Here is a 24,554-nt window from a genome sequence, read left to right on the forward strand (position 1 = left end):
TCGAGGACTTGCGATAGGGGATTGGACGGCGTTTTTGCCGAGCGAGGCGGCGAAGCCGCCGAGTGCAGAGCGAACGGTCGAAGCGAAAGGCCGAGTTTAAGTGCCTCCGATGGGTAAACGACTGTATGTCGAACGGCAAGTACGCCGCTCGGAAACTGAAGAAGGACCGCCAGAAGCACCGGTGGTCCGACTCGGAGTACGCGCGGCGAGAACGGGGGCTCGGCAAAGAGTCCGACCCCCTCGAGGGTGCACCGCAGGGTCGCGGGATCGTCCTCGAGAAGGTAGGTATCGAAGCAAAACAGCCGAACTCCGCGATTCGGAAGTGCGTGCGAGTTCAGCTCATCAAGAACGGAAAGCAGGTCACCGCGTTCTGTCCCGGTGACGGCGCTATCTCGTTCATCGACGAGCACGACGAAGTCACCATCGCCGGTATCGGCGGTGCGAAGGGTCGTGCGATGGGCGACCTCTCGGGCGTGAATTACAAGGTCGAGAAGGTCAACGGCGTGAGCCTCATCGAACTGGTTCGCGGGAACGCTGAGAAGCCGGTGCGATAATCATGAGTGAGGAAGAAGCCCCCGAACCCGAGGCGCCCGCTGGCACCGACGAGGAAGACGTCAACGCGAAGCTCTTCGGCAAGTGGGACGTCACGGACATCCAGTACCGTGACCCGAGCACGCGCCGCTACCTGTCCGTGACACCCGTCGCACACACGATGGGTCGCCACGCGCAGAAGCAGTTCAAGAAGAGCGAGATCAGCATCGTCGAGCGGCTCGCGAACCGTCTGATGAAGACCGGCGCGAACGCGGGCAAGAAGCAGCAGTCGCTGGGCATCGTCCGCGACGCCTTCGACATCATCCACGAGCGCACCGAGGAGAACCCGATTCAGGTGCTCGTGCGTGCCGTCGAGAACTCCGCGCCCCGCGAGGAGACCGTCCGCCTGAAGTACGGTGGCATCTCCGTCCCGAAGGCCGTCGACGTCGCGCCCCAGCGCCGCGTCGACCAGGCGCTGAAATTCATCGCCGACGGCGCTCACTCGTCGTCGTTCAAGACGCCCGTCGACGCCGCCGAAGCGCTGGCGAACCAGCTCATCGGCGCCGCCGACTACGACGTGCAGACGTACGCGGTCGGGCAGAAAGAAGAGAAGGAACGCGTCGCGGCCGCGGCCCGCTAACGCGGTTCCACTCGGTTCGGTTCTGCGGTTCTTTCTTCAGTTTCGAGCGGCGGCGTTTCGCCGACGCGGATACGATACCTGAAAGCAGTTAACCCTGGATTCCGCAAGCACCGGGTATGCGATACAACCGCCGTTCGTTCCTCGCTTCCCTCGGCTTGACCGGTGTCGCCGGACTCGCCGGCTGTACGTCGCCGGACGAGCCCAGCGACACGACGACCTCCACCGAATCGCCGCCCGTCACGACCGTCGACGACCCCGCCTACGACCTCGGTGTGACCCACGACGTCGAGAACTGGGGCGAGTACGACCCTGACTGGTCGCATCCCGTGGACGCGCCGAACCTCGACGTGACGACCGAAACCGTCATCGAGGGCCTGAAGATTCCGTGGGACCTCTCCTTTGCGCCGAACGGCGACCTCTTCATCAGCGAGCGCGTGGGGCGGATATCGCGGTACGACTCCGACGAACTGGAGACCGTCGCGACCCCCAACGTAATCGACCACGCCGACGCAATCGCTCCGGGCGAAGAGGGTGGCTGGTGGGAGGCAGGCAGCGAGGGCGGCCTGATGGGAATCGCAGCCCACCCGAACTATCCGGACGTCCCGCTCGTGTACGCCATCTACACTCGGGAAGACGAACCCGCCGTCTCCGGCGGCGACCCCTTCGTCAATCGCCTCTCGTACTTCGACGTCTCCGCGGACGACCCCAGCGAGGCCGAGACGGTCGTGATCGACGACATCCCCGGCAATGAAATCATCCACAACGGCGCACGCCTCGCCTTCGGCCCGGAGAACTACCTGTGGGTGACCACGGGCGACGCCGCTTCGGTCAACCCGGAGCTCGGGACCAACCAGCCGCTCCCCCAGGACCCCTCCTCACTCGCGGGGAAGGTGCTCCGGGTCGAGCCGGACGGCGGCGCGCCCGCGGGCAACCCCGACATCGACGGCGGCGACCCGCGCGTGTTTACGTACGGCCACCGGAACCCGCAGGGCATTACGTTCCTGCCGGACGCGACACCGGTGGAGAACGAACACGGGCCGTCCGCCCACGACGAGGTGAACGTGCTGGAAGCTGGGGGAAACTACGGGTGGGGGCCCGAGGGCGAGCGGGCGCGCACGGCGGAGACGTACCGCGGCACCGACTACGCGCGGCCGGTCGTGAACACCGACGATACGTGGGCGCCGCCGGGGTCGGTGTTCTACACGGCGGACGCGGTGCCGTCGTGGCAGAACCGCCTCGTCATCGGCGGGCTCGTCTCCCAGCGCATCAACCTCGTCACCATCTACCCGACGGACGGCGAGCCGGCGTCCGCGGCCAACGGCGGCCAGCGCTTCGATGCGGACTGGATGAACTCCGAGTACAGCGCGGTCCACCACACGGCGCTGGAGGACGAACTCGGGCGCATCCGGCACGTCGAGCAGGGACCCAACGGCACGCTGTACGCGGTGACGTCGAACCGTGACGGCCGCGCGCAGGGCGACCAGTTCCCGCGAGAGGGCGACGACCGCCTCGTCCGCATCACGCCGGCCTAATCAGTCTGCGGCAGGGCCGGTCGTGGTCTCCTGTGCGTCGACGTACGTGCGGATGGCGTCGACGAGGCCGCGGCGGCACTCGCTCTCGTCGGGGTCGTCGGCGAGTTCCGCGAAGCGCTCCCGAAACGCTTCGACATCGATTTCGGGGGCGTCCTCGGCGGCGGCGTGCGCGAGGTCGTAGATGCGGTGGTCGTCGGGGACGGCGTCGTGGCGTTCGAGGAGGGCGAGCGCGAACGCGGCGTTGACGGCGGTCATCGAGGGGTCCGCACCCGCGGTGAGCCGCTGGCCGACCGACGGGCCGACAACCGGCTGGTCGGCGACGGCGGCCGCGAGCTCGGATTCGAGGAACGCAACGAGTTTGTCCGTCGGGCCGACCGAGAGCGTGATGTCGTCGGCGTAGATGTCCTTGACGTGGTTGGCAATCTGGTAGCAGTGCGTGAGCACGCGGCGCTCGACGCTGCGGCCAGTCAACGCCAAGAATAGGACTTCGTCCATCGAGAGGACGTGGCTCGGATGGTCGTGTTCGTGGCGGTGCATGTGGGCGAACTCGTGGAGGGCGAGTTCGCGGGCCATCGCGGAGGTGGCGGCCTGCTGGGAGATGTTGAGGACGTGGTGGTCGTCGTAGTGGCCGGCCCACGTTCGCTCGTCGGGGTTCTCGCGAACGTGCACCTCGACCGGCTGTTCGAGGTCGTGTTCGGTCTCGAAGACGTCGCGGGCCCCGAGAAACGGTGCGGCGGGGCCCCCACCCGTCACGCGCAACTGCATGGTATCTATTCACACGCCGCTCGCGGCAAAGACTCTTTCGCCCGCGGTAGCCACCGCGGCCGCCGGGACGAACCAGACGAGTCGGCGGCTACACCTCGTGTTCCGGCGTGCCGTACTCCCGGCAAAACACTATCCTTTTGAACCCGCTAGCAGTATGAATCCCTAATGGGCCGACGCAAGAAGATTGTCGAGAAGTGCGAACGGCTGATGGACAATCCGGAGCAGATCCGGAACATCGCCATCGCCGCGCACGTCGACCACGGTAAAACCACGCTGACCGACAACCTGCTGGCCGGCGCCGGCATGATTTCCGAGGACACCGCCGGCGAGCAGCTCGCGATGGACACCGAGGAGGACGAACAGGAACGCGGCATCACCATCGACGCCGCGAACGTCTCCATGACCCACGAGTACGAGGGCGAAGACCACCTCATCAACCTCATCGACACGCCCGGCCACGTCGACTTCGGCGGCGACGTGACGCGGGCAATGCGCGCCGTCGACGGCGCGCTCGTCGTTGTGGACGCCGTCGAGGGCGCGATGCCCCAGACGGAGACGGTGCTCCGGCAGGCGCTCCGCGAGGGCGTCAAGCCGACGCTGTTCATCAACAAGGTCGACCGCCTCATCTCCGAGCTCCAGGAGGGGCCCGAGGAGATGCAGGAGCGACTCCTGAGCGTCATCCGCGAGGTCAACGAGCTCATCCGCGGGATGACCGAGGAGATGGACGACATCACCGAGGACTGGACGGTCTCCGTCGAAGGCGGCACCGTCGGCTTCGGTTCCGCGCTCTACAAGTGGGGCGTCTCGATGCCCTCGATGCAGCGCACGGGCATGGACTTCGGCGACATCATGGACCTCGAGCGCGCCGACAAGCGCCAGGAGCTCCACGAGCGCACGCCGCTGTCGGACGTCGTCCTCGACATGGTCTGTGAGCACTTCCCGGACCCCATCGACGCCCAGCCCCACCGCATCCCGCGCATCTGGCGGGGCGACCCCGAATCCGAAATCGCGGACACGATGCGGATGGTCAACGAGGACGGCGAAGTCGTCCTGATGGTCACCGACATCGGTATCGACCCGCACGCCGGCGAAATCGCCGCGGGTCGCGTCTTCTCTGGCACGCTGGAGAAGGGCCAGGAGCTGTACGTCTCCGGGACCGCGGGCAAGAACCGCATCCAGAGCGTCGGCATCTACATGGGTGGCGAGCGCGAGGAAGTGGACGAAGTTCCCGCAGGGAACATCGCCGCCGTCACCGGACTCAAGGACGCCATCGCGGGGTCGACGGTGTCCAGCATCGAGATGACGCCGTTCGAGTCCATCGAGCACATCTCGGAGCCGGTCATCACGAAGTCCGTCGAGGCGCAGAACATGGACGACCTGCCGAAGCTCATCGAGACGCTCCAGCAAGTCGCCAAGGAAGACCCGACCATCCAGATCGAGATTAACGAGGACACCGGCGAGCACCTCATCTCCGGGCAGGGTGAACTCCACCTCGAAGTCATCACCCAGCGCATCGAGCGCAACCAGGGCATCCCCGTCAACACTGGGGAGCCCATCGTCGTCTTCCGCGAGTCCCCGACCAGCGACTCCCGCGAGGTCGAGGGGGTCTCCCCGAACCGCCACAACAAGTTCTACATCACCATCGAGCAGCTCGACGACGACGTTCTCGAGCAGCTCCGCCTCGGCAACGTCACGATGGACATGCCCGAACAGGAGCGCCGCGAAGCGCTTCAGGACGCCGGCATGGACAAGGACACCTCGCAGAACGTCGAGAACATCATCGGGAAGAACGTCTTCATCGACGACACGAAGGGTATCCAGCACCTCAACGAGACGATGGAACTCGTCGTCGAGGGCCTCGAGGAAGCCCTCGGAGACGGTCCGCTCGCCGCCGAGCCCGTCGAAGGCGCACTCATCCGCCTCCACGACGCTCGCCTCCACGAGGACGCCATCCACCGTGGTCCCGCACAGGTCATCCCGGCCGTCCGCGACGCCGTCCACCGCGGCCTCATGGACGCCGAGATTCGCCTGCTCGAGCCGATTCAAGATGTCCGCATCGACGTTCCCTCCGAGCACATGGGCGCTGCGTCCGGCGAGATTCAGGGTCGCCGTGGCCGCGTCGACGACATGTACCAGGAAGGCGGCATGATGGTCGTCGAGGGCATCGCGCCCGTCGAGGAGATGATCGGCTTCTCCAGCGACATCCGCTCGGCCACCGAAGGCCGCGCGTCCTGGAACACCGAGAACGCCGGCTTCCGCGTCATGGCCGACAACCTCCAGCCCGAGATCATCAAGCAGATTCGAGAGCGCAAGGGCATGAAGACCGAACTGCCCGCGCAGCTCGACTACTTCTAAAGTCGGACCTTTTTGCGGGGCGAGCGACGCTCGCCCCGCAAAAATCTACGCGAAAAAGCCGCAACCGGCTGCGGCATCTCGCGGTTCTCTCTGCGCACACCATCGACGACCAGCACTGCCGCCAACCATCGGTAGGATTTGTGCGGGCCGAAGGCTTATACACCGAACGTCCCCGAGTGAGAGTGTATGCACGCAGGCAGACGCGCCCGGCGTCGTATCGGCACGGAGCGACAGCACTCGCGCTCGCAGCCGACAACAACAGCCGGGGCGTCGCCAGCGGGGGGAGACGATGAGTGAGGCCGACGACCGCGCGCACACGCTCCGCCTGGAGCTCGTCGACGAGCCCGGCGAGCTGTTGCGCGCGCTCTCCCCCATCGCGGACAACGGCGGCAACCTCCTCTCGATATTCCACGAGCGCGGGTCGCTGACGCCGCGCGGCCACATCCCCGTGGAGGTCGACCTTGAGTGTTCGCCCGAGCGCTTCGAGCACATCGTCGACGCGCTCCGGGACGCCGGCGTCACCATCATCCAGGCGGACTCCGAGCGGTACGGCGAAGCGCTCAGCGTCCTGCTGGTCGGCGACCTCGTCGACACCGACCTCTCGGACACGCTCGCCGAACTCGAAGGGTGTGGGAGCGCGACGGTCGCAGACTTTTCGCTGACCACGGAGAAGGGGACGGAGGGCGTCTCCAGCGCTCGCGTCCGGCTGGCCATCGAGGCCGGGAGCACGGAGCGCGCGCTCGAACAGGTCCGGGACGTCGCCGCGCAGAAAGACCTCTCTGTCGTCGAGCCGCTCGTGGGGGAACTATGAAACTGGCAGTGATGGGCGCGGGCGACGTCGGCCGCGCAGTCGTCGACCTCGCCGACGAGTACGGCCACACGGTGTCGGCGTTCGCGGACTCGACGAGCGCCGTCGTCGACCCCGACGGCATCGACGTCGACGCAGCCCTCAAGCACAAAGACAGCGTCGGCAGAGTCGGCGAAGGCGACCCTGCGGACGCGCTCGGCGCCGAGTACGACGCGCTCGTCGAGGCGACGCCGACGACGCTCGGCGACGCCCACCCGGGCTTCGAGCACGTGCGGGCGGCGCTGGAGACCGACCGCCACGTCGTCCTCGCGAACAAGGGACCGGTCGCCGAGCGCTACGACGACCTCCGCGCGCTGGAAGCGGACAGCGCGGGGTCGATTCGGTTCGAGGCGACCGTTGCGGGCGCAATCCCCGCACTCTCGACCATCGACGGCATCGGGGCCGAACGCGTGACGGCCGCGCGCGGCGTGCTCAACGGCACGGCGAACTTCATCCTGACGCGGATGGCGACCGACGGCCTCGACTACGAGCACGTGCTCGCGGAAGCCCAGGATCTCGGCGTCGCGGAAGCCGACCCGACCTTCGACGTGGAGGGGACCGACGCGGCGCTGAAGTGCGCGATTCTCGCGAACGTCATCCACGGCGGCGGCTACTCGCTGGCCGACGTCGACGTCGAGGGCATCACGGACGTCCCGCCATCGGCGCTGGAGCTCGCTGCCGAGGACGGCCGGACGGTGCGGCTCATCGGCGAAGTAACCGAGGACGGCGCCCGCGTGGGGCCGCGGCTCGTCCCCGAGAACCACACGCTCGCGGTGTCCGGGACGATGAACATCGTCCAGCTGGAGACCGAGCACGCCGGCCGCCTGAACCTCTCCGGGCGGGGCGCCGGCGGCCCCGAGACGGCGACCGCGGTGCTGGGCGACGTGAACCGGCTGGAGTGAGCGCCGCGCCACGATTCGTGTGGCGTGTTCTCACAAACCCCGGGAAGGCGGCGGGGTCGTGCTGAGTGCGTACCGAAATGGTTTTAGTGCGAACTGACGAATGATTCCCACAGAGCGCGCCTTTCGCGCGATACTAGACAATGAGCGACGAACGACACCAGAACCTGGCCGTTATTGGCCACGTCGACCACGGCAAGAGCACGATGGTCGGGCGCCTCCTCTACGAAACGGGGAGCGTTCCCGAGCACGTCATCGAACAGCACAAAGAAGAAGCCGAGGAGAAGGGCAAGGGCGGCTTCGAGTTCGCCTACGTCATGGACAACCTCGCCGAAGAGCGTGAGCGCGGGGTCACCATCGACATCGCCCACCAGGAATTCAGCACCGACGAGTACGAATTCACTATCGTCGACTGTCCTGGCCACCGCGACTTCGTGAAGAACATGATTACGGGTGCGTCCCAGGCGGACAACGCCGTCCTCGTCGTCGCCGCCGACGACGGTGTCGCGCCCCAGACCCGCGAGCACGTGTTCCTCTCGCGGACGCTCGGCATCGACGAACTCATCGTCGCTGTCAACAAGATGGACATCGTCGACTACGACGAGTCCAAGTACAACCAGGTCGTCTCCGACGTCAAGGACCTGTTCGGTCAGGTCGGCTTCGCGACCGAGGACGCCTCGTTCATCGCGACGTCCGCCTTCGAGGGCGACAACGTCGCCGAGCACTCCGAGAACACTCCCTGGTACGACGGCCCGACCCTGCTGGAGGCCCTCAACGACCTCCCCGCGCCGTCCCCGCCGACGGACACCGACCTCCGTCTCCCCATCCAGGACGTCTACACCATCTCCGGTATCGGTACCGTCCCCGTCGGACGTATCGAGACCGGTGTCATGAACACGGGCGACAACGTCAGCTTCCAGCCGTCTGACGTCGGTGGCGAGGTCAAGACCATCGAGATGCACCACGAAGAGGTGCCCAAGGCCGAACCCGGTGACAACGTCGGGTTCAACGTGCGCGGCATCGGCAAGGACGACATCCGTCGCGGTGACGTCTGTGGTCCGGCCGACGACCCGCCGAGCGTCGCCGAGACGTTCACGGCCCAGATCGTCGTGATGCAGCACCCGTCCGTGATTACGGCGGGTTACACGCCGGTCTTCCACGCGCACACCGCGCAGGTCGCGTGTACCATCGAATCCATCGACAAGAAGATGGACCCCTCCTCGGGCGAGACCCAGGAGGAGAACCCGGACTTCATCCAGTCGGGCGACGCAGCGGTCGTCACCGTGCGCCCGCAAAAGCCCCTCAGCATCGAGCCGTCCTCCGAGATTCCGGAGCTCGGCTCGTTCGCCGTCCGCGACATGGGTCAGACCATCGCCGCCGGCAAAGTCCTGGACGTCAACGAAGCCTAATCCATGCAGCAGGCACGCGTTCGTCTCGCCGGCGTCAATCCCGACGATCTCGACAACATCTGCGACGACGTCAGGGAAATCGCGGACAAGACCGGCGTGAAGCTCAGTGGGCCGGTCCCGCTCCCGACGAAGACCCTCGAAGTCCCCTCGCGAAAGTCCCCCGACGGCGAAGGGACGGCCACGTGGGAGCACTGGGAGATGCGCGTCCACAAGCGTCTCATCGACATCGATGCGGACGAACGCGCGCTCCGCCAGCTGATGCGGATTCAGGTGCCCAACGAAGTCAGCATCGAGATCGTTCTCGAAGACTGACCGCGGGCTGTCACACGCGCCTTTCCTCTCCTTATTCAGCCGCGTAGCGCGGGCTCTACGAGGACCACGGCGTGCGTGAGTGATTCACGGCAGACCCACGAAACAGAAGTCTGAAATACGTCGGTCGACTTCGATTGGGTGCGGGCTCGTAGATCAGTGGTAGATCGCTTCCTTCGCAAGGAAGAGGCCCTGGGTTCAAATCCCAGCGAGTCCACTTCTCTCAATACGCCACCGACGAGTGACGTCTATGTCGCTCGTCGTGGCACTGCGTGAACGTTGACGAAGCTGGGATTGAAGCCCTGCCAGTCGCAGCCCGTGCAGCGCCAGCGAGCAGGAACGTCTGGCTTTGGGTTCAAATCCCGCAGACTCGCATCGCGAGTCTGCCGACCTGAGCGATACCGTGGTTTCGCTCAGTCACAGCGAGTCCACTTCTCTGAACCTCGACCACCAAGCGACGTCTCTGTTGCTTCCCGTCGAAACCTAGCGAGCGCTCGTCGTCGGTCGTCGACCGTGGCCGCTCGGTACGACATTTTGGCTAGTTGACTATTCCGAAGCGGAGTCAGGTGACGGCGACGGTCAAATACGCGTCACCAGCCTCGGTTCGGAGTTCGGTGATCGAGACGTGCGAGGCGTTCAGCAGTCGCGTAAGGTCGTCGCTGACCGCCGTCTCCGAGTGGACCCGAACCTTGAGGTGGCCGTTCGCCTCGTCGACGAGCGTGGTCCCGGACGACGCCGCGACGCACGCCCTGAAGTTGCTCACGCGGACTTCCTGCATCGACCGGTGACCGAGCACCACGTCGAGAAGACCCATACGGCTGGGGTGGAGTGTCCAATTTTTAATTCTACACGTACCGGCGAGTACCAATACTTCTCCGTGCTATCACCGAGCGACAGCAGAAGTCCTGGCCAGTTCCGGAACGAATGGCAGGACAAGAGCGCACGCCTGCAGTCGTTCCTCGACGACCATCTGTTCGTCGGCCCCATCGCGAAACAGCACCAGATGACGGGGAACGCGGTGCCGCCGCTGCTCGGGCGCCCGGTCGCCGAAGCTATCGCCAAGGAGATCCTCCCCGCGTAGCGGCCATTCTCCTGTGTTCCGGCTGCGCGGCGTGCACACGAGCGGTACGTTAATGCGGGGCACGCGACAGGTTCGAGACGATGGCGCGCGTCCTGCCGGTACTCGCGGTGCTCGCGCTCGTCGTCGCGGCGGGCTGTCTGACGGCGGAGCCAGCAGCCGTCGGGCCGGACAGCCCGACGGAACCGACGGCAGACGCGCCGTTCACGGTGCCCGACCGGACGGTCGACCGGACGACGAACCCGTGGGGGCCGGGGCCGATTACGGTCGTCGTGGACGACCACACGGGCGCGACCCGCGACGTTCGGCCGGCCGTCCGGGAGACGCTGACGTTCTGGGAGAACGCGGTCTACCCGGGCAACCGCTACCGGCCGGAGTTCGAACTGGTCGAGGGGAACGAGTCGGCGGACGTCCGCGTAGCAATCGAGGCCGCAATCGAGCGGTGTAGCGTCCACGAGGACGATGTCGCGCTCGGATGCGCGCCGGTCGTCCCGACGAACGCGACGGTGACCGACGAGGTGACCGTGCAGGTGCGCGCTGGGCACACGCCGGCGACGATGCGCACCATCCTGAAACACGAATTCGGCCACGTGCTCGGCTTCCGCCACGGCGAGGGACCGGGTGACGTGATGGCACCGAACCTCTCGTCACGCGTGGACAGCGACGTCGCAGACGCGGCCGCGCGGACGTACTCGTGGGCGTCGGACACGCTACAGGTCGCCGTCGTCTCGGACACGACGACGACGGACGCGGCACGGGAACGAGTCCGGGAAGCCGTCGGATACTACGAGCGCGGCGCGGACGGCACCGTCGCGCTCCCGCCGGAGTTCGAGGTGGTCGACGACCCCGAGAACGCGGACGTCGTCGTGGCGCTCGAGGAGTCCGTCGACTGTGACGTCCTCGGCGTCGACTCCTCGTGCGCACACTGGGACGGCCCGGACGTCGACGACGACGGGGTTCCGGAGTACTACACGGACGTCCGCGTCACCGTCGCGCCCGACGGCCACGACCGCGCCGGCTGGCACGCGGGCTACTGGCTGGGCAAGTCGCTGTGGACGAACGGCGTGCCGGGGCCGTTCCGGACGAACGAGCACCCGCCAGCGGGCACGTGGTGAGTGGGAGAGAAGGAGTTACTCGTCGACTTCGTCGTCTTCCTCAACAACGCCGTCAATCGAAGATTGACGTGCAGTCGAACCGGCCTACTCGTCCGGTTCGACGACCTCGACGCCGCGGTTGTTCACCGCGTCGGGGTCGAGACCAATCTCCTCGAGGAAGTTGCGGTACTCGCGTTCCGCGGACTCGCCGGCTTTCTGCTGGTCGCTGGCGTGGTCGCACAGTTCCACGAGGTTCTCGGGGACGTCGTTCTGGTAGACGATCCAGTGGTTGACGAGGTCGCTCATCCGGCGGATGGGGCTGGTGAAGTGGCCGTAGATTTCGAAGTTGAGCGCGTGGTGGCCGCCGAACGGGTCGTTCATGTAGCGGGCGCGGGGCATCACCTTCATCACCGCCCACTGAATCTTCCCGAGTTGGCGCTCGGGCGCCTGCTCTAAGGTGGCGTTGACCGCCTTCCGGGGGTCGTCCCAGGAGTCGCCGGGGATGGAGACGCCGTCGAGTTCCTGAATCTCGCGGAGCGCGTCGTCCCACTCGTCGGGCGACGGCTGCGGGTGGACGCGGTAGACGGCTTCGACGCCGCGGTCCCACATGAGTTCGTGCGTGACAGCCTTGTTCGCCTTCAGCATGCACTCCTCGATGATGGTGTGCGCGCGGTCCCGGCGCGGGTTCAGCACGAGGCTGCCCTCCTCCTTGCGCTGTTCGTGCATCTGGTCGGCGAGCTCGAAGACGAGCGAGATTTCGTCGTGCAGCGGCGCGTCCTCGTCGTCGAGGCGCGCCTCCGTCTCCTTGTACGTCAGGCGCTCGTCGCTGTGGATGACGGACTTGTAAATCTCGATGTTGCGGTAGGAGAGGTCCTCCTTGTCGAGGTGCATCTCGACGGTGTGCGCGAGGCGGTCCTCGTTGGGGACCAGCGAGCAGACCGTCTCCGCGAGCACCGGCGGGAGCATGTGAATCGTGTAGCCGGGGAGGTAGATGGTGTTCCCGCGGTCCATCGCGGCGTCCCACATCTTCGAGCCGGGGTGGACGTAGTGAGTGACGTCGGCGATGTGCACCCAGACGACGTACTCCTCGTCGCGTTCGAGGACGCTGACCGCGTCGTCGAAGTCCTGTGCGTCCACGGGGTCGGTCGTCCACGTGGGCAGCGGGCGCATGTCCGCGCGCTCGTCGACCTCGTCCTGAATCTCGGCCTGCACGTCCTCAATGCGCTCCTCCGCCTCCTCGATGACCTCGGGCGCGAAACCGTCGTGGAGTTCGAACTTCTCCAGGAGGTCGTCGCGCTTGTTCTCGATTTGGCGGTCGAGCTCCGGGGAAATCTCCACGGGCCCCTGGTCCTCGATGGACCCCTGCGCCGCCTCTGCGTCGTTTGACATACTACAGTGTAGCCGGCACCCGCAGTTAGGCGTGTCGCCGTGGTTACTCCCGACCCGGCTGTTCCTCGCCGGCGGCGTCGAGGAATCGCGCGACGAACTCCGCGTCGTCGACGCGTCCTGCGCCCGCGGCTTCGAGCGTGGCTTCGAGGCCGCGCCGGGGCTGCTTGGCGAGGTCGCGGAAACACGGCTTGCAGAGGTGTTCGAAGCGCTTGCCGTCGCGGTCCCAGCGGTCGCCGTGCTTGTCGTACTCGCGGGCGTCCTCGCGGGGCACGGACGCCCCGCAGGCGATGCAGGAGACGGGGTCGTCCCCGGAGCCCAGCATACGCGATGGTTGCCAGCGCGCGCACTTAGCGGTTTGGCCGCCGCGAGCCGTGACGGAGCGGCGGTTTTAAGCGTGGAGCCGCCCGAACCCACGGTATGGAAGTGTCCTCTCGTCACCACCTGCGGAGCGACGCCGTGCGCGAGATTGCCGACGCGCTCCGGGAGGGGCTGAGCGTCGAACTGGACGCGGACTCGTTCGAACTCGTGGAAATCGCCGACGAGGACTTCGACGTCGTGCTCGTCGACGGCGACCCGCTGGTGTGGTACCCGGAGGGCGAGCCGTTCGTCACCGTGCAGGGCGCCAACGAGTTCGACCCGTCGACGGGCGTCGTCACCGTGGACTCGGGAGCTATTTCGTTCGTCAGCGACGGCGCCGACATCATGCGCCCCGGCATCACCGAGGCCGACGAGGGCATCGAAGCGGGCGACCTCGTCGTCGTCGAGGAGGAGAACCACGGGAAGGCGCTGGCGGTCGGTCGCGCGCTCACGAGCGGCGACGACATGGTCGGGGACTCCGGGAAGGTCGTGGAGAATCTCCACCACGTCGGCGACGAACTCTACGAATTCACCGTCTAGCTACGCGTCGCTCTCTTCGTAGCGTTCGAGCGCGTCCTCGTAGCCCTGCTTGGCGAGCCGGTAGGTCTCCCGGAGGTCGACGATTGGGTCCTCGCTGGCGTCCACGCGGAGGTCGTCGTAGTACGGGCGCTCGTCCGCCCCGGTGTCGACGACTGTGACGGCCGCGCTCTGAATCGTGAGGTCCTCGCGCTTGTCGCCGCCCGCGGCCTGCCCCGCGCCGAGCGCGTCGACGAGGCGCTTGGCGAGCGGTTCGTCGCCGAACGCGACGTCCTCGTACTTCTCCGCGGTGCGCTCGACGACCGCTTCTCCAGTGAGGAGGTTGCCCGCGGCGGTGTAGTTCTCGCCGCTCGTGTGGCCGTACCAGCCGTTGCACTCGTCGCCGGAGAACGTGAACGCGCCGTCCCGGGAGACGCCGTGTAGTTGGCGGCTCGGGCTGCTGTCGTCGGCATTCAACAGCGCCTGTAAGGCGTCCTCGATGCCGAGGCCGTCCGCGAGGTACTCGATGCCTTTCGACCCGAGTCGCTCGTTCGTGACGCTCTGCGTGGCGACAGCGCCGTGCTCGTTGACGTGCGGGCACGGCACTCCGACCGCGGGCAGCCGGGTCGTGATGGCGATGCCGAAGCGGTACTGCTGGTCGCCGTCGTCGTCCTCGTAGGGTTCCCGAACGCAGATGCTGAAGGTCACACCCGAAGAGTGCGGCCGCAGCGGCAAAACGGTACGCGAACCGGGCCGTCTGACGCAAGAACTATGCACGCGGCGACCCCCTCTTTCCGCCATGGGCTTCATGGACAAGATTCTCGGCGGGAGCGGGAGTTCCACCGAGGATTACGTGGAACTAGACGTCGATGACTTCGACACGAACGGCGGCGAAGCGAGCGTCACCGTCCACATCGCAGAAATCGACGGGCAAGAGGACGTCATCGCCATCAAGGACGCCGTCTACGACGGTGACGTGGTCATCGCGGACATCACGCGCCTCCGCACGGAGGACCGCACGGTCGAACACATCGTCGACGAACTCCGGCAGGTCGCCCAGGAGGTCGGCGGCGACATCGTCCAGAAGGGCGACGACCAGCTCATCGTCGTGCCGAACGGGCTCGCCATCAGCCGGACGAAACTAAATCGGCAGTAAGCGGGCCGCTATCGAGAGCATCGTCCGCGAGAAGAACGACAGTACTGTTCTCTGAATCCGGGTTACGAGACGTCGTCGGGAGTGTCGGCGTCGTCTTCGACGGAGCGCTTCATCGAGTCGCGGCGGGACTTGGCGTCACGGCCGGTCGCTTCGAGGAGGAAGTCGTTTTTCGCGTCGACGGCGTCCGCAGCGGCCTCGGCTTCGCCCTCGGCGATGACTTCCTCGGCGGGGCGCTCCTCGAAGTCGACTGCGAGCTTGTCCTTCTTCCCCGAGTACTCGACGGCGCCGGCGGTGATGCGCTCGAAGACCGGGTTGTCGGGGTCTTCGACGACGTAGAGGTCGCTGCCCTTGAACTCCTCCGTGTCCGTGATTTCGCCGAAGTAGTCCTCGATTTCCGACTTGAGGTCGGGCATCCGCTCTTCGAGGTACTCGCCACGTCGCATCTTGTACTCCTTCATGAACGCGAGAAGGACAGCGAGGGGTTTAACGGCTTCGTCACCGGTCTTCGGCCAGGTAGCCGCGCTGGCACTCCGGGCAGATGTCGCCGGCGCGCAGGCTGGAGCCGGCGGCGTAGCGCTCGAAGCCACACTCCGGACAGTACAGCGCGAAGTCGAGTTCGTCGGCGGGCTCGTCGTTGTCCAGCGGGCCCGCGCTCGTGAACCCGGTGTCGGCTTCGACGACGCCCTCCTCAGCACCGAATTCGAACGTCGAGTCGTCGGTCTCGGTGGCGCTCACTTCCGCGTCGACGTCGGCAGTCTCGGTCGCGTCGAAGCCCTCGTCCTCGCCCTCGGCGTCCGGCCACGCGCCGCGCTCGCGGTCGAGGTCCGTGGACTCCGGCTCCGGCTCCGACTGGGACTGCGACTGCTCGACGTACTCGGTCTGCGTACCCGACGATTCGGGCTCGCTGGCCGGCCCCGCGTCGACGACTTCCGCGTCGTCCTCGACGGGCTCCGGCTCGGGTTCGGGGTCGGCCTCCGGTTCGGCCGGCTCCTCCCACTGGTCGCTCCCCGGCTCGTCGCCGCCGTCGTCGTCGAGGATGACCGCGTCGTCCTCCTCGGGCTCGCCCGCCAGCGCGTCGTCGGTCTCCATCCCGGCCTCGGCCTGTTCGATGGCGTCGGTCGCCGACGTGAACGCGCCGCTCGCGGAGCCACTCTCGTCGGCGGCCGTCGCGGGTTCGCTGCCCGGTTCCTCGGTCGTCGGCTGTTCGGGCTCCGGGGACGCGTCGGCGCGCTCGCGTCGCTCGGACTGGAGGGACCGAACTTCCGTGTTCTCCGCAGTGACCTTCTCCGAGCCACACCGCGCGCACTCCTTGAGCTCGCGTTCAGTCACGACCACTTCGTCGCCGCGCTCCTCGCGGTCCCGCTCGACGAACGCCTCGCCGTAGTCGTGTCCGAGCAGGGAGCACCTGAGACCCATTAGGACGGCAGTATCCGAGCCAGCGGCAAAAGACTACCGCTCGGGGATACTGCTAAGGCGCCGGCAGCCGTCGGTCGGCGTATGCACGTCAAACCCGAGTACCGCGACCGCCCGGAGACGGAAGTGGCGGTGCTCGACGCGCTCGTCGACCGGCCGAGCGAGGGGATGACGCTGTTCGAGTTGCGCTCGCACGTCGACGCGAGCATCGACGACCTCGAGGACGCGCTCGGCGCGCTGAAGGCCGACGACCTCATCGACGCCGAAGAGACCGACGGCCGGACGGTGTTCACCGCCGACGACCGCGTCTTCCCCGACGGCGACGAGCAGACCGAGCCGTCGATTCTGGACGAACTCCGGCGGCGCATCGGGTTGTAGCGGCGAGCACCGGAACCCGGTGGGTTTACCCGCGCGAGCGCCGACTCTTCGGGTAATGACAGTCGTCAGGGACCTCCACGAGGACCACGGTGCGTCGTTCCGCGACGTCGCGGGTCGCGCGCTCCCCGAGGAGTACGGCCGCCCCGAGCGCACGCACCGCGCGGTGCGCAACGTCGTCGGCGTCACCGAGCACGCCTTCGACGTGGTCGTCGTCACGGGCGAGGACCGCCACGAATTCGTCGACGACACCGTCACCAACCACGTCCCCACCGAGGACGGCGAGGGAGCGTACGCGCTCCTGCTGGACCCGCAGGGCCGGATTCGCGTGGACTGTTACGCGTTCGCGACCGGCGACAGCCTGCTCGTGTTCTTCCCGGCCGGCGAGGGCGAGGCCATCGCCGAGGAGTGGAGCGAGCGGACGTTCGTTCAGGACGTGGATATCGAGCACGCGACCGACCGTTTCGGCGTCTTCGGCGCGCACGGCCCGAAGGCCACGGAGAAAATCGCGAGCGTGCTCGGCGGCGCGAGCCCGCCCGAGGAGCCGCTGACGTTCGTGCGCGGCGCGATGGAGGAGGGCGTGACGGTCATCCGCGACGACGACCTCGCGGGCGAGGAGGGCTACCTCGTCGTCTGCGCGGCCGCCGACGCCGACCCCGTCTTCGAGACACTGGTCATCCGTGGGCTGAACGCCACGCCGTTCGGCCGGCGGACGTGGGAGACGCTCACGCTAGAAGCCGGGACGCCGCTGTACGAGACCGAACTCCAAGACCGAGTCCCGAACGTGCTCGGCCTCGACAACGCCGTCGACTACGAGAAGGGCTGTTTCGTCGGCCAGGAGGTCGTTTCGAAGGTGAAGAACCGCGGCCGACCGAGCAGCCGACTGGTCGGGCTCGTCGCCGAGGACCTCCCCGACGCTGGCGCAACTGTCGCGCAGGACGGCGACGACATCGGCGAAGTCACGCGCGCAGTCGTCAGTCCACTGCGCGAGGAACCAATCGCGTTCGCCGAAGTGAACTACGACGTCGACGGCGGCAGCGTGACCGTCGAAACCGACGACGGCGACGTCGCTGCGGAAATTACGGACCTGCCGTTCGTGGAGTGCACGGGGCGCTCGGCGCGAATCCCTGTCTACGACGGCGAGTCAGCGGAGTAGCGCGCGCAACTGTTCTGCGGAGAAGAGGCTCGTCGGCTGGTCCATGTGGACGCCGATTTCGCCCTCGAACAGCCGCATCCCCGCGCGCTGAATCGGCTGGGGGGCGGAGTACCCCTTGCGGACGAGGTGGCCCAGTTGGATGTCGCGCCCGAGTTCGTCGCGCCACGCGTCCTCGTAGGCGGTGAGCGTCGTGGGGCGGTCGGGGTCGATTTCGCGCGCGGCGCAGTCCGCGGCCGTCATCCCGTAGAGGATGCCGCCGCCCGTGAACGGCTTCGTCTGCCCCGCGGCGTCCCCGAGCAGGAACCCGCGCGTGCTCGTGACGGTATCCGGGGGGCCGATGGGGATGACGCCCGAGCAGCGGTGCTCGATTTCGACGCCGTAGTCCTCGACGAACGCGTCGAACAGCGCGGGGACGTCCTCGCCGGGCGCGGCCGCGAGCCCGTACTCGACGCCGCCCTCGCCGCGGGGGATGCGCCACGCGAAGAACTCCGGGACGGTGAGGTGGACGTCCACGAAACTCTCGTGGTCGGGTTCGGGGTCGAACGCGAGCGCGCCGTGCAGGAATTCGTCGGGCTCCGGGAGCCCGAGCGCGTCCCGCACGCGAGAACGCGGACCGTCGCTCCCGGCGACCATCTTCGCGGTCACGTCGAACGTCTCGTCGGGCCCGCGCACGGTGAGTTCCACGCGGTCGTTGAATTCGGAGACCTCCGTGACAGTGTGTTGCTCGCGGACGTCAGCACCCGCGTCCCGGGCGGCGTCGGCGAGCACCTTGTCCAACTGCACGCGGTCGACGGCGTTCGAGATGGCTTCGTCCTTGTAGAACGGGTACGCCTCGGAGTCGGCGCCGCCGAGGTGGAAGCGCGCGCCCCGAATCTCGTTCTGGAAGAGGTCCTCGCGGGCATCTTCGGGGACGTAGTCCCAGACGTCGAGGCTGACGTGGCCCGAGCACGCCAGCGGCTTCCCGAGTTCGCCCTGCTCGAAGGCGACCACGTCGTAGCCGCGTTCGGCCGCGCGGCGCGCGAACCGCGCACCCGCGGGTCCGACGCCGACGACCGCGAAGTCGTACATTACCGTCGCGTACGTCGCGAGAGCGAAAAGAGGCTTCGCTTAGTAGCCGAGCGTCTCCTCGACCAGCACGACGGTCGTGCGGCCCTCGGTGCCTTCCTGCCGGTAGATGAGTTCCTTCGAGGGCGCGCTCTCGACGCCGTAGGCGTCCTGGGCGCGCTGGTTCTCGAATTCGTAGGCGTACTCGTGGAGGCGCTCGCGGGCGGCCTCGACGTCCTCGACGACCTTGTTGACGCCGGCGACGAGCAGGAGGTTCTTCGCGGCGAACGGGTACGCGCCGACGCGGCTCCCGGAGAGGTCCGCGGCGACGAGCGCGCCCGTCTGGGCGACGCCGTTCACGCCGCCGAGGAAGTAGTCCGCAGTCTGAGCGTCGCGGCGCGCGGCGTCGCGCTCCTCGTCGTCGTCGATGCTCCAGATTTCCGAAGCGAGGTCCTCCCAGTCGTGGTCGCCCTCGTCGAGGTACTCCGTGAACCCGACTTCTTCGAGCGTCGTCGAGTGGCCGTTCATCACGGACGCGCCCGCGGGAATCTCGTCGACGAGCACGTCGAGGGCTGCCTCGGCGTCCTCGACGACTTCGACGTCGAAACCGTGGGCTTCGAGGTTCTCGACGGCTTCCGCGAGTTCGTCGGCTGTCGGGTGGCTGTCCCAGTCGTCGTCCACGTCGATGTCGTCGACGTAGTCTGCCTTCTGTTGGCTCACGTACGAGCAGTGTGGCTTCGCGGGAAAGAACGTGCGGTCCCCGGCGAGTCGCGCCCAAACGAGTAACCCCGGCGTCACCGGGTTCGCGCCGCGCTACCGCCGCAGTTAGTCGTCAACAGTCGGCGCTGCCTGTTCTTCTTTTGCAGGCTTCTTACGGTCGCTGCGCGGTCCTTCGAGGTCGACGCCCGGGAGTTTGTCGCGGAGGTAGCGCCCGGTGTGGCTGTCGTCGTTGCGCGCGACGTCCTCCGGAGTGCCGGCGGCCACGAGGTCGCCGCCGTGCTCGCCGCCCTCGGGACCGAGGTCGACGACGTGGTCGGCGTTCTTCACGAGGTCGAGTTCGTGCTCGATGACGACGACGGTATTGCCGCGGTCCGTGAGGCGCTGGAGCACCTCGACGAGTTTGCGCTCGTCGGCGCTGTGGAGGCCCGTCGTGGGCTCGTCCAGCAGGTAGAGGGTGTCGCCGGAGTCCTTCTTCCCGAGTTCCTCGGCGAGCTTGACGCGCTGTGCCTCCCCGCCCGACAGAGTGGTCGACGGCTGGCCGAGTTTCATGTAGTCGAGGCCGACGTCCATCAAGAGTTTGAGGCGGCGGCCCAGGCGGCTGTCCGCCTCGAAGAAGTCGTAGGCCTCCTCGACGCTCATGTCGAGGACGTCCGCGATGGTCGCGTCCTTGAACGTGACGTCCAGCGTCTCGTCGTTGTAGCGCGCGCCACCGCACTCCTCGCAGGGGACGTGGACGTCCGAGAGGAAGTTCATCTCGATCTTCTGGGTGCCCTGCCCGCCGCAGGCCTCACAGCGCCCACCTTTGACGTTGAACGAGAAGCGCCCCTTCTCGTAGCCGCGCTGCTTGGCGAGCTTCGTCTCGGCGAACTTCTCGCGGATGTAGTCGAAGATGCCCGTGTACGTCGCGGGGTTGGAGCGGGGCGTGCGGCCGATGGGCGACTGGTCGATGAGCCGCACCGTCTCGACGTTGTCGACGCCCTCGATGGCGTCGTGCTCGCCGGGGTCGACGCTGGTGTTGTCGTTCATCTCGCGGGCGAGGCCCTTGTAGAGGATGTCGTGCATCAGCGTCGACTTCCCGGAGCCCGAGACACCCGTAATCGCGGTGAACGCGCCGATGGGGAGGTCGACGTCGAGGTCGCGGAGGTTGTGCTGGCGCGCCCCCTCGATGGTGAGCGTGTCCTCCCAGTCGCGGCGCTCGTCGGGGACGGGAATCTGCTTGCGGCCCGCGAGGTAATCTCCAGTGATGGAGTCCTCGGCGGCCATGAGGTCCTCGACGTCGCCGTTCGCGACGACGTCGCCGCCGTGGCGGCCCGGCCCGGGACCCATGTCCACGACGTTGTCCGCGCGCCGCATCGTCTCCTCGTCGTGCTCGACGACGACGAGCGTGTTCCCGAGGTCGCGGAGTTCCTCGAGCGTGTTGAGGAGGCGGTCGTTGTCGCGCTGATGGAGCCCAATCGAGGGCTCGTCGAGGACATAGAGGACGCCCACGAGCCCCGAGCCAATCTGGGTGGCGAGGCGGATGCGCTGGCTCTCCCCGCCGGAGAGCGTGGAGGCCTCGCGGTCGAGCGTGAGGTACTCCAGGCCGACCTCGGTCATGAAGCCGAGGCGCGCGCGAATCTCCTTGAGAATCTCCTCGGCGATTTTGCGGTCGCGGTCGTCGAAGCGCGCCTCCATCCCCTCGAAGTGGGCGAGGGCGTCGCCGATGCTCATCCGGTTGACTTCCGTGATGGGCGTACCGTCGACGAGCACCGCGCGGGATTCAGGCTTGAGGCGCGTGCCGTCACACGCCGGGCACGTCGTGACGGACATGTACTCCTCGATGTGGTCGCGGGTGCTCTCGGAGTCGGTCTCGACGTAGCGGCGCTCGAGATTCGGGATGACGCCCTCGAAGGGCTTCTCCTTGCGTCGCACGCCGTTCTTCGTGTTGCGCTTGAAGACGACGTCCTCGGTGGTGCCGTAGAGGAACGCCTGCTGGACGTCCTCGTCGAGGTCCTCGAACGGCGTGTCGAGGCTGATGCCGAAGTGCTCGGCGACCGAGTCCAGCCGCGTCTGGTAGTACGAGCGGTTGTAACTCCAGGCCTCGAAGACGTGCTTGACGGGCTTGCTCTCGTCGACGACGACGAGGCCCTCGCTGACCTCCTTCGTGTTCCCGATGCCCTCACACTCCGGGCACGCGCCGTGCGGGCTGTTGAAGGAGAACGAGCGCGTCTCGATTTCGCTGATGTCGATGCCGCAGTGCGTGCACGCGAGCTCCTCGCTGAACTCCACAACGAAGCGGTCCTCGTCGTCTTCGTCCGCGAGGTCTCCCGTGCTGCGCGCGGTGGCACCGCCGAGTTCGAGGTCCTCGTCGGCGTCGGGGACGATGACCTTCAGGACGCCGTCCGCTTCGTCGAGGGCGGTCTCGACGCTGTCGTTGATGCGCGAGCGGGCGTCCTCGCTGACCGCGACGCGGTCGACGACGACGTCGACGGTGTGGTCGTAGTTCTCGTCGAGGTCGGGGCGGTCGTACGCGAGGTCGTAGCTCTCGCCGTCGACCTCCACCCGGGAGTAGCCCTCGCTGACGAGGTCGTCGAAGCGGTCCTCGAAGGCGCCCTTCTGGTCGCGGACGACGGGCGCTGCGATTTTCGCCTTCGTTCCCTCGGGGAGTTCGAGGATGCGGCGGACCATCTGCTGGGCGGACTGCTCACCGACCTCGCGGCCACACTCCGGGCAGTGCGGGACGCCGACGCGGGCGTATAGCAGGCGCAGATAGTCGTGGAGTTCCGTGACGGTGCCGACCGTCGACCGGGGGTTGTTCGCGGCGTTCTTCTGGTCGATGCTGATGGCGGGCGAGAGGCCCTCGACGGACTCGACCTGTGGCTTGTCCATCTGCCCGAGGAAGTTCCGGGCGTACGCAGACAGGCTCTCGATGTAGCGGCGCTGGCCCTCCGCGTAGATAGTCTGGAAAGCCAGCGACGACTTCCCGGACCCGGAGAGGCCGGTCACCACGTTCAGCGCCTCGCGTGGAATCTGTACGTCGAGGTCGTCGAGGTTGTTCTCCTCGGCCCCTCGGACCTCGATGTAGTCATCGCTCATTAGGCGTCTATTACCGCACGAGCCAGTGAAGGTCTGTCGGTCGCGGTCACCGTGCGAACCCTTTTACTGGCGCGCGACGCACCCGAACGCACACCGATGCCCTCCACGTACGACATCTCCACGGTCGACCTCGACGACGACCGCTACGAAGTCCGCCAGTCCCTGATTCGGAACAAGTACGCCGTCCGCGACAGCGGCGGCAGCGTCGTCCTGCGCGGCAAGCAGAAGATGTTCAGGATGAAAGAGGAGTTCCCGTTCGTCACCGGCGACGGCGAGGACGCGTTCACCGTGAAGGCCGGCGGCATCGTGGACGTCGCGGGCAACTACGCCATCACCGACGCCGGCACCGGCGAGGAGGTCGTCGTGCTCGACGAGGACTTCTCGCTGTTCGTGGAGAACTGGACGGTCCGGGACCCCGAGACGGGCGAGGCGCTGGCGACGATTCGCTCGAAGAGCAAACTCCTCTCGGCGCTCCGGCACCTCGTCGGCCTCGCGAACCTGATACCGAATCGCTACGAGATATTCGACGCCGACGGCGACCACGTCGGGAACGTGCGCGGGAAGTTCTCGTTGCGGGACGCCTACGCTGTCACCATCGACGACGCCAGCGACGTGCCCAAAGAGGCGGTCGTCGCCGCCGCCTGCGTCCTCGACGCGCTCGAAAACGAGTGACTACGCGCCGTCGAACGCCTCGCGGAGGTCGTCGGCGACGTCCGCGACTGCCTCGTGTGCGCGGTCGAGGTCTGGCGAGGACAGCATCGTCGCGAACCCGTGAATCACGTCCTCGTACTCGACGTGACGCGTCGGCACGCCGTCCGCGACGAGCTGGTCGGCGTACCGCCGGCCGCCGTCCCGGAGCGGATCGAAGCCCGCCGTGAGTACGGTCGCGGGCGCGACTCCCGATAGGTCGCAGGCGTTCGTCGGGTCGCCGTAGGGGTTGCGCTCGTGAATCTCGGAGCCGTAGTAGCACTCCCGGAACCACCGGAGGTCGTCCTCGCTGAGCACCTTCCCGGCGTGCTCGCGGACGGATTCCTGGTCCTCCTCGATGCCGACGCCCGGGTACAGCAGGTACTGGTAATCGACTTTGGGGCCGTCGCGCTCGGCGGCCATCAGCGCCGCGACGGCCGCGAGGTTCCCGCCCGCAGAATCCCCGACGACTGCGAGGTCGCCCGTGCCGGCGAGCGCGTCCGGGTTGTCCGCTGCCCACGTGAGCGCAGCGTACGCGTCCTCGACGGCCGCCGGGAACGGGTGATCGGGCGCGAGTCGGTAATCGACGGCCATCACGACGCAGTCGCTCTCGCGCGTGAGGTGCCGGCAGAACAGGTCGTGCGTCTCCAGACTCCCCATCACGAACCCGCCCCCGTGGTAGAACACGACCGTCGGGAACGGGCCGTCGCCCTCGGGGCGGTAGAGCCGTACCGGGAGGTCGCCGGCGGGCCCGGGAATCGTGCGGTCGACGACGCGACCCACTTCCGGGGGATTGCGGTTCTGCCACCAGCTCGTCGCGCGTTCCAGCAGCCGCAACGGCCGCACGCCCAGCGAGCGCAACGACGTCAATCCGAGGCGCTCGCGGCGCTCCATCGCCGCCCGCGCCTCCGGATGCATCTCGTCCATACGTGACAGTCGCGTGACGACAGCAAAAAGGTCGGGCTGCCGGCAGCGCTCACTCCGCGATGTCGACGGCCTCGGCGTCCGCGAGGTCGCGCAAGCGCTCGGGCTCGATGGGCCAGACCGCAGTCGGCGTGCCGGCCGCCGCCCACACCTCGTCGTGGTCGAGGAGCGTGTCGTCCAGCAGGACGGAAACGTCCGTCGCGTGGCAGATAGGAGGCACGCCGCCGATGCTCCAGCCCGTCGCCTCCTTCACCTCGTCCGCTTCGGCCATCCGCGCGTCGCT

General features: G+C 67.2%; 26 protein-coding genes, 1 tRNA gene and 1 pseudogene. 16 read left to right on the forward strand and 12 right to left on the reverse strand.

All coding sequences use genetic code 11. The annotated features are described in order from the left end of the window. Window positions 1–125 precede the first annotated feature (125 nt). The 3 genes from LPA44_RS02005 to LPA44_RS02015 all read left to right on the forward strand — a co-directional run bounded on the left by LPA44_RS02005 (window position 126) and on the right by LPA44_RS02015 (window position 2,703). Window positions 126–554 carry a 30S ribosomal protein S12 gene (locus LPA44_RS02005; protein WP_157500124.1) on the forward strand — a complete coding sequence of 143 codons (429 nt, stop codon included), beginning with the start codon at window positions 126–128 and terminating at the stop codon, window positions 552–554. Between the two features lie 2 nt (window positions 555–556). After that, on the forward strand, window positions 557–1,171 hold the full coding sequence (locus tag LPA44_RS02010; RefSeq protein ID WP_230887915.1) for a 30S ribosomal protein S7: 615 nt from the start codon (window positions 557–559) through the stop codon (window positions 1,169–1,171). Between the two features lie 116 nt (window positions 1,172–1,287). Continuing rightward, complete coding sequence (locus tag LPA44_RS02015) at window positions 1,288–2,703, forward strand: PQQ-dependent sugar dehydrogenase (protein ID WP_230887916.1); 1,416 nt, start codon at window positions 1,288–1,290, stop codon at window positions 2,701–2,703. Here the strand turns inward: LPA44_RS02015 and LPA44_RS02020 are convergent, their stop codons facing one another. Further along, window positions 2,704–3,468, reverse strand: coding sequence for a DUF5781 family protein (locus tag LPA44_RS02020; protein WP_230887917.1), 765 nt, complete (start codon window positions 3,466–3,468; stop codon window positions 2,704–2,706). It lies immediately after the preceding gene. A gap of 165 nt (window positions 3,469–3,633) precedes the next feature. Between LPA44_RS02020 and LPA44_RS02025 the strand changes: the two genes are divergently transcribed. From LPA44_RS02025 to LPA44_RS02050, 6 genes and pseudogenes are all read left to right on the forward strand, one after another. Beyond that, entirely contained in the window at window positions 3,634–5,823 is a 2,190-nt protein-coding gene (locus LPA44_RS02025) for an elongation factor EF-2 (protein WP_230887918.1), read from the forward strand. Between the two features lie 289 nt (window positions 5,824–6,112). Then, the gene (locus tag LPA44_RS02030; RefSeq protein ID WP_230887919.1) at window positions 6,113–6,634 is read left to right on the forward strand and encodes an amino acid-binding protein; all 522 of its coding nucleotides are present in this window, start codon (window positions 6,113–6,115) and stop codon (window positions 6,632–6,634) included. Further along, a pseudogene (locus tag LPA44_RS02035) lies at window positions 6,628–7,572 on the forward strand (homoserine dehydrogenase); the annotation flags it as partial. The gene LPA44_RS02030 and the pseudogene LPA44_RS02035, both read left to right, overlap by 7 nt. A 140-nt stretch (window positions 7,573–7,712) precedes the next feature. Next, window positions 7,713–8,978, forward strand: a complete 1,266-nt coding sequence (tuf, locus tag LPA44_RS02040) for a translation elongation factor EF-1 subunit alpha (protein WP_230887920.1) — start codon at window positions 7,713–7,715, stop codon at window positions 8,976–8,978. A 3-nt stretch (window positions 8,979–8,981) separates the two neighbouring features. Continuing rightward, entirely contained in the window at window positions 8,982–9,290 is a 309-nt protein-coding gene (gene rpsJ, locus LPA44_RS02045; protein WP_058980897.1) for a 30S ribosomal protein S10, read from the forward strand. A 142-nt stretch (window positions 9,291–9,432) separates the two neighbouring features. After that, a tRNA-Ala gene (locus LPA44_RS02050) sits at window positions 9,433–9,504 on the forward strand. Between the two features lie 345 nt (window positions 9,505–9,849). On the opposite strand, the gene LPA44_RS02055 is transcribed toward LPA44_RS02050, so the two are convergent. Further along, window positions 9,850–10,101: a hypothetical protein gene (locus tag LPA44_RS02055; RefSeq protein WP_230887921.1), complete on the reverse strand. Its 252-nt coding sequence runs from the start codon at window positions 10,099–10,101 to the stop codon at window positions 9,850–9,852. A gap of 63 nt (window positions 10,102–10,164) precedes the next feature. Between LPA44_RS02055 and LPA44_RS02060 the strand changes: the two genes are divergently transcribed. Both LPA44_RS02060 and LPA44_RS02065 read left to right on the forward strand, forming a co-directional pair. After that, window positions 10,165–10,368, forward strand: a complete 204-nt coding sequence (locus LPA44_RS02060) for a DNA cytosine methyltransferase (RefSeq protein ID WP_230887922.1) — start codon at window positions 10,165–10,167, stop codon at window positions 10,366–10,368. A gap of 80 nt (window positions 10,369–10,448) precedes the next feature. Continuing rightward, window positions 10,449–11,480: a matrixin family metalloprotease gene (locus LPA44_RS02065; protein ID WP_230887923.1), complete on the forward strand. Its 1,032-nt coding sequence runs from the start codon at window positions 10,449–10,451 to the stop codon at window positions 11,478–11,480. Window positions 11,481–11,564: 84 nt separating this feature from the next. On the opposite strand, the gene LPA44_RS02070 is transcribed toward LPA44_RS02065, so the two are convergent. Both LPA44_RS02070 and LPA44_RS02075 read right to left on the reverse strand, forming a co-directional pair. Then, complete coding sequence (locus tag LPA44_RS02070) at window positions 11,565–12,848, reverse strand: RNB domain-containing ribonuclease (protein WP_230887924.1); 1,284 nt, start codon at window positions 12,846–12,848, stop codon at window positions 11,565–11,567. Window positions 12,849–12,891: 43 nt separating this feature from the next. Further along, entirely contained in the window at window positions 12,892–13,170 is a 279-nt protein-coding gene (locus LPA44_RS02075) for a DUF7562 family protein (protein WP_230887925.1), read from the reverse strand. Between the two features lie 95 nt (window positions 13,171–13,265). Between LPA44_RS02075 and LPA44_RS02080 the strand changes: the two genes are divergently transcribed. Continuing rightward, window positions 13,266–13,745: an RNA-binding protein gene (locus LPA44_RS02080; RefSeq protein WP_230887926.1), complete on the forward strand. Its 480-nt coding sequence runs from the start codon at window positions 13,266–13,268 to the stop codon at window positions 13,743–13,745. On the opposite strand, the gene LPA44_RS02085 is transcribed toward LPA44_RS02080, so the two are convergent. Then, complete coding sequence (locus LPA44_RS02085) at window positions 13,746–14,429, reverse strand: DUF1028 domain-containing protein (protein ID WP_230887927.1); 684 nt, start codon at window positions 14,427–14,429, stop codon at window positions 13,746–13,748. Between the two features lie 91 nt (window positions 14,430–14,520). Between LPA44_RS02085 and LPA44_RS02090 the strand changes: the two genes are divergently transcribed. Next, complete coding sequence (locus LPA44_RS02090; RefSeq protein WP_230887928.1) at window positions 14,521–14,877, forward strand: cell division protein SepF; 357 nt, start codon at window positions 14,521–14,523, stop codon at window positions 14,875–14,877. 62 nt (window positions 14,878–14,939) lie between these two features. Here the strand turns inward: LPA44_RS02090 and LPA44_RS02095 are convergent, their stop codons facing one another. After that, window positions 14,940–15,335: a DUF5611 family protein gene (locus LPA44_RS02095; protein WP_230887929.1), complete on the reverse strand. Its 396-nt coding sequence runs from the start codon at window positions 15,333–15,335 to the stop codon at window positions 14,940–14,942. Window positions 15,336–15,372: 37 nt separating this feature from the next. After that, on the reverse strand, window positions 15,373–16,293 hold the full coding sequence (locus LPA44_RS02100; protein WP_230887930.1) for a DUF7093 family protein: 921 nt from the start codon (window positions 16,291–16,293) through the stop codon (window positions 15,373–15,375). Between the two features lie 81 nt (window positions 16,294–16,374). On the opposite strand from LPA44_RS02100, the gene LPA44_RS02105 reads away from it, so the two are divergent. Next, the gene (locus LPA44_RS02105) at window positions 16,375–16,668 is read left to right on the forward strand and encodes a DUF6432 family protein (RefSeq protein WP_230887931.1); all 294 of its coding nucleotides are present in this window, start codon (window positions 16,375–16,377) and stop codon (window positions 16,666–16,668) included. A gap of 55 nt (window positions 16,669–16,723) precedes the next feature. Then, window positions 16,724–17,821 (forward strand): CAF17-like 4Fe-4S cluster assembly/insertion protein YgfZ, encoded by a 1,098-nt coding sequence (ygfZ, locus tag LPA44_RS02110; protein WP_230887932.1) that lies wholly within the window; start codon window positions 16,724–16,726, stop codon window positions 17,819–17,821. Here the strand turns inward: ygfZ and LPA44_RS02115 are convergent. From LPA44_RS02115 to uvrA, 3 genes are all read right to left on the reverse strand, one after another. Next, the gene (locus LPA44_RS02115; protein WP_230887933.1) at window positions 17,810–18,889 is read right to left on the reverse strand and encodes a geranylgeranyl reductase family protein; all 1,080 of its coding nucleotides are present in this window, start codon (window positions 18,887–18,889) and stop codon (window positions 17,810–17,812) included. The genes ygfZ and LPA44_RS02115 overlap by 12 nt on opposite strands. Window positions 18,890–18,928: 39 nt before the next feature. Next, complete coding sequence (locus tag LPA44_RS02120; RefSeq protein ID WP_230887934.1) at window positions 18,929–19,585, reverse strand: lactate utilization protein; 657 nt, start codon at window positions 19,583–19,585, stop codon at window positions 18,929–18,931. Between the two features lie 105 nt (window positions 19,586–19,690). Continuing rightward, complete coding sequence (uvrA, locus tag LPA44_RS02125) at window positions 19,691–22,660, reverse strand: excinuclease ABC subunit UvrA (protein ID WP_230887935.1); 2,970 nt, start codon at window positions 22,658–22,660, stop codon at window positions 19,691–19,693. Window positions 22,661–22,756: 96 nt separating this feature from the next. Here uvrA and LPA44_RS02130 point away from each other — a divergent pair, with 96 nt between their 5' ends. Then, on the forward strand, window positions 22,757–23,332 hold the full coding sequence (locus LPA44_RS02130) for an LURP-one-related/scramblase family protein (RefSeq protein ID WP_230887936.1): 576 nt from the start codon (window positions 22,757–22,759) through the stop codon (window positions 23,330–23,332). Here LPA44_RS02130 and LPA44_RS02135 read toward each other — a convergent pair whose 3' ends face one another. After that, complete coding sequence (locus LPA44_RS02135; RefSeq protein WP_230887937.1) at window positions 23,333–24,274, reverse strand: alpha/beta hydrolase; 942 nt, start codon at window positions 24,272–24,274, stop codon at window positions 23,333–23,335. It lies immediately after the preceding gene. A gap of 49 nt (window positions 24,275–24,323) precedes the next feature. Further along, the coding region (locus LPA44_RS02140) for a YbaK/EbsC family protein (RefSeq protein WP_330166471.1) at window positions 24,324–24,554 on the reverse strand (231 nt) is incomplete at its 5' end.

The sequence above is a fragment of the Halobacterium sp. KA-4 genome (genome assembly GCF_021028995.1).
In the GTDB taxonomy this organism is placed as follows: domain Archaea; phylum Halobacteriota; class Halobacteria; order Halobacteriales; family Halobacteriaceae; genus Halobacterium.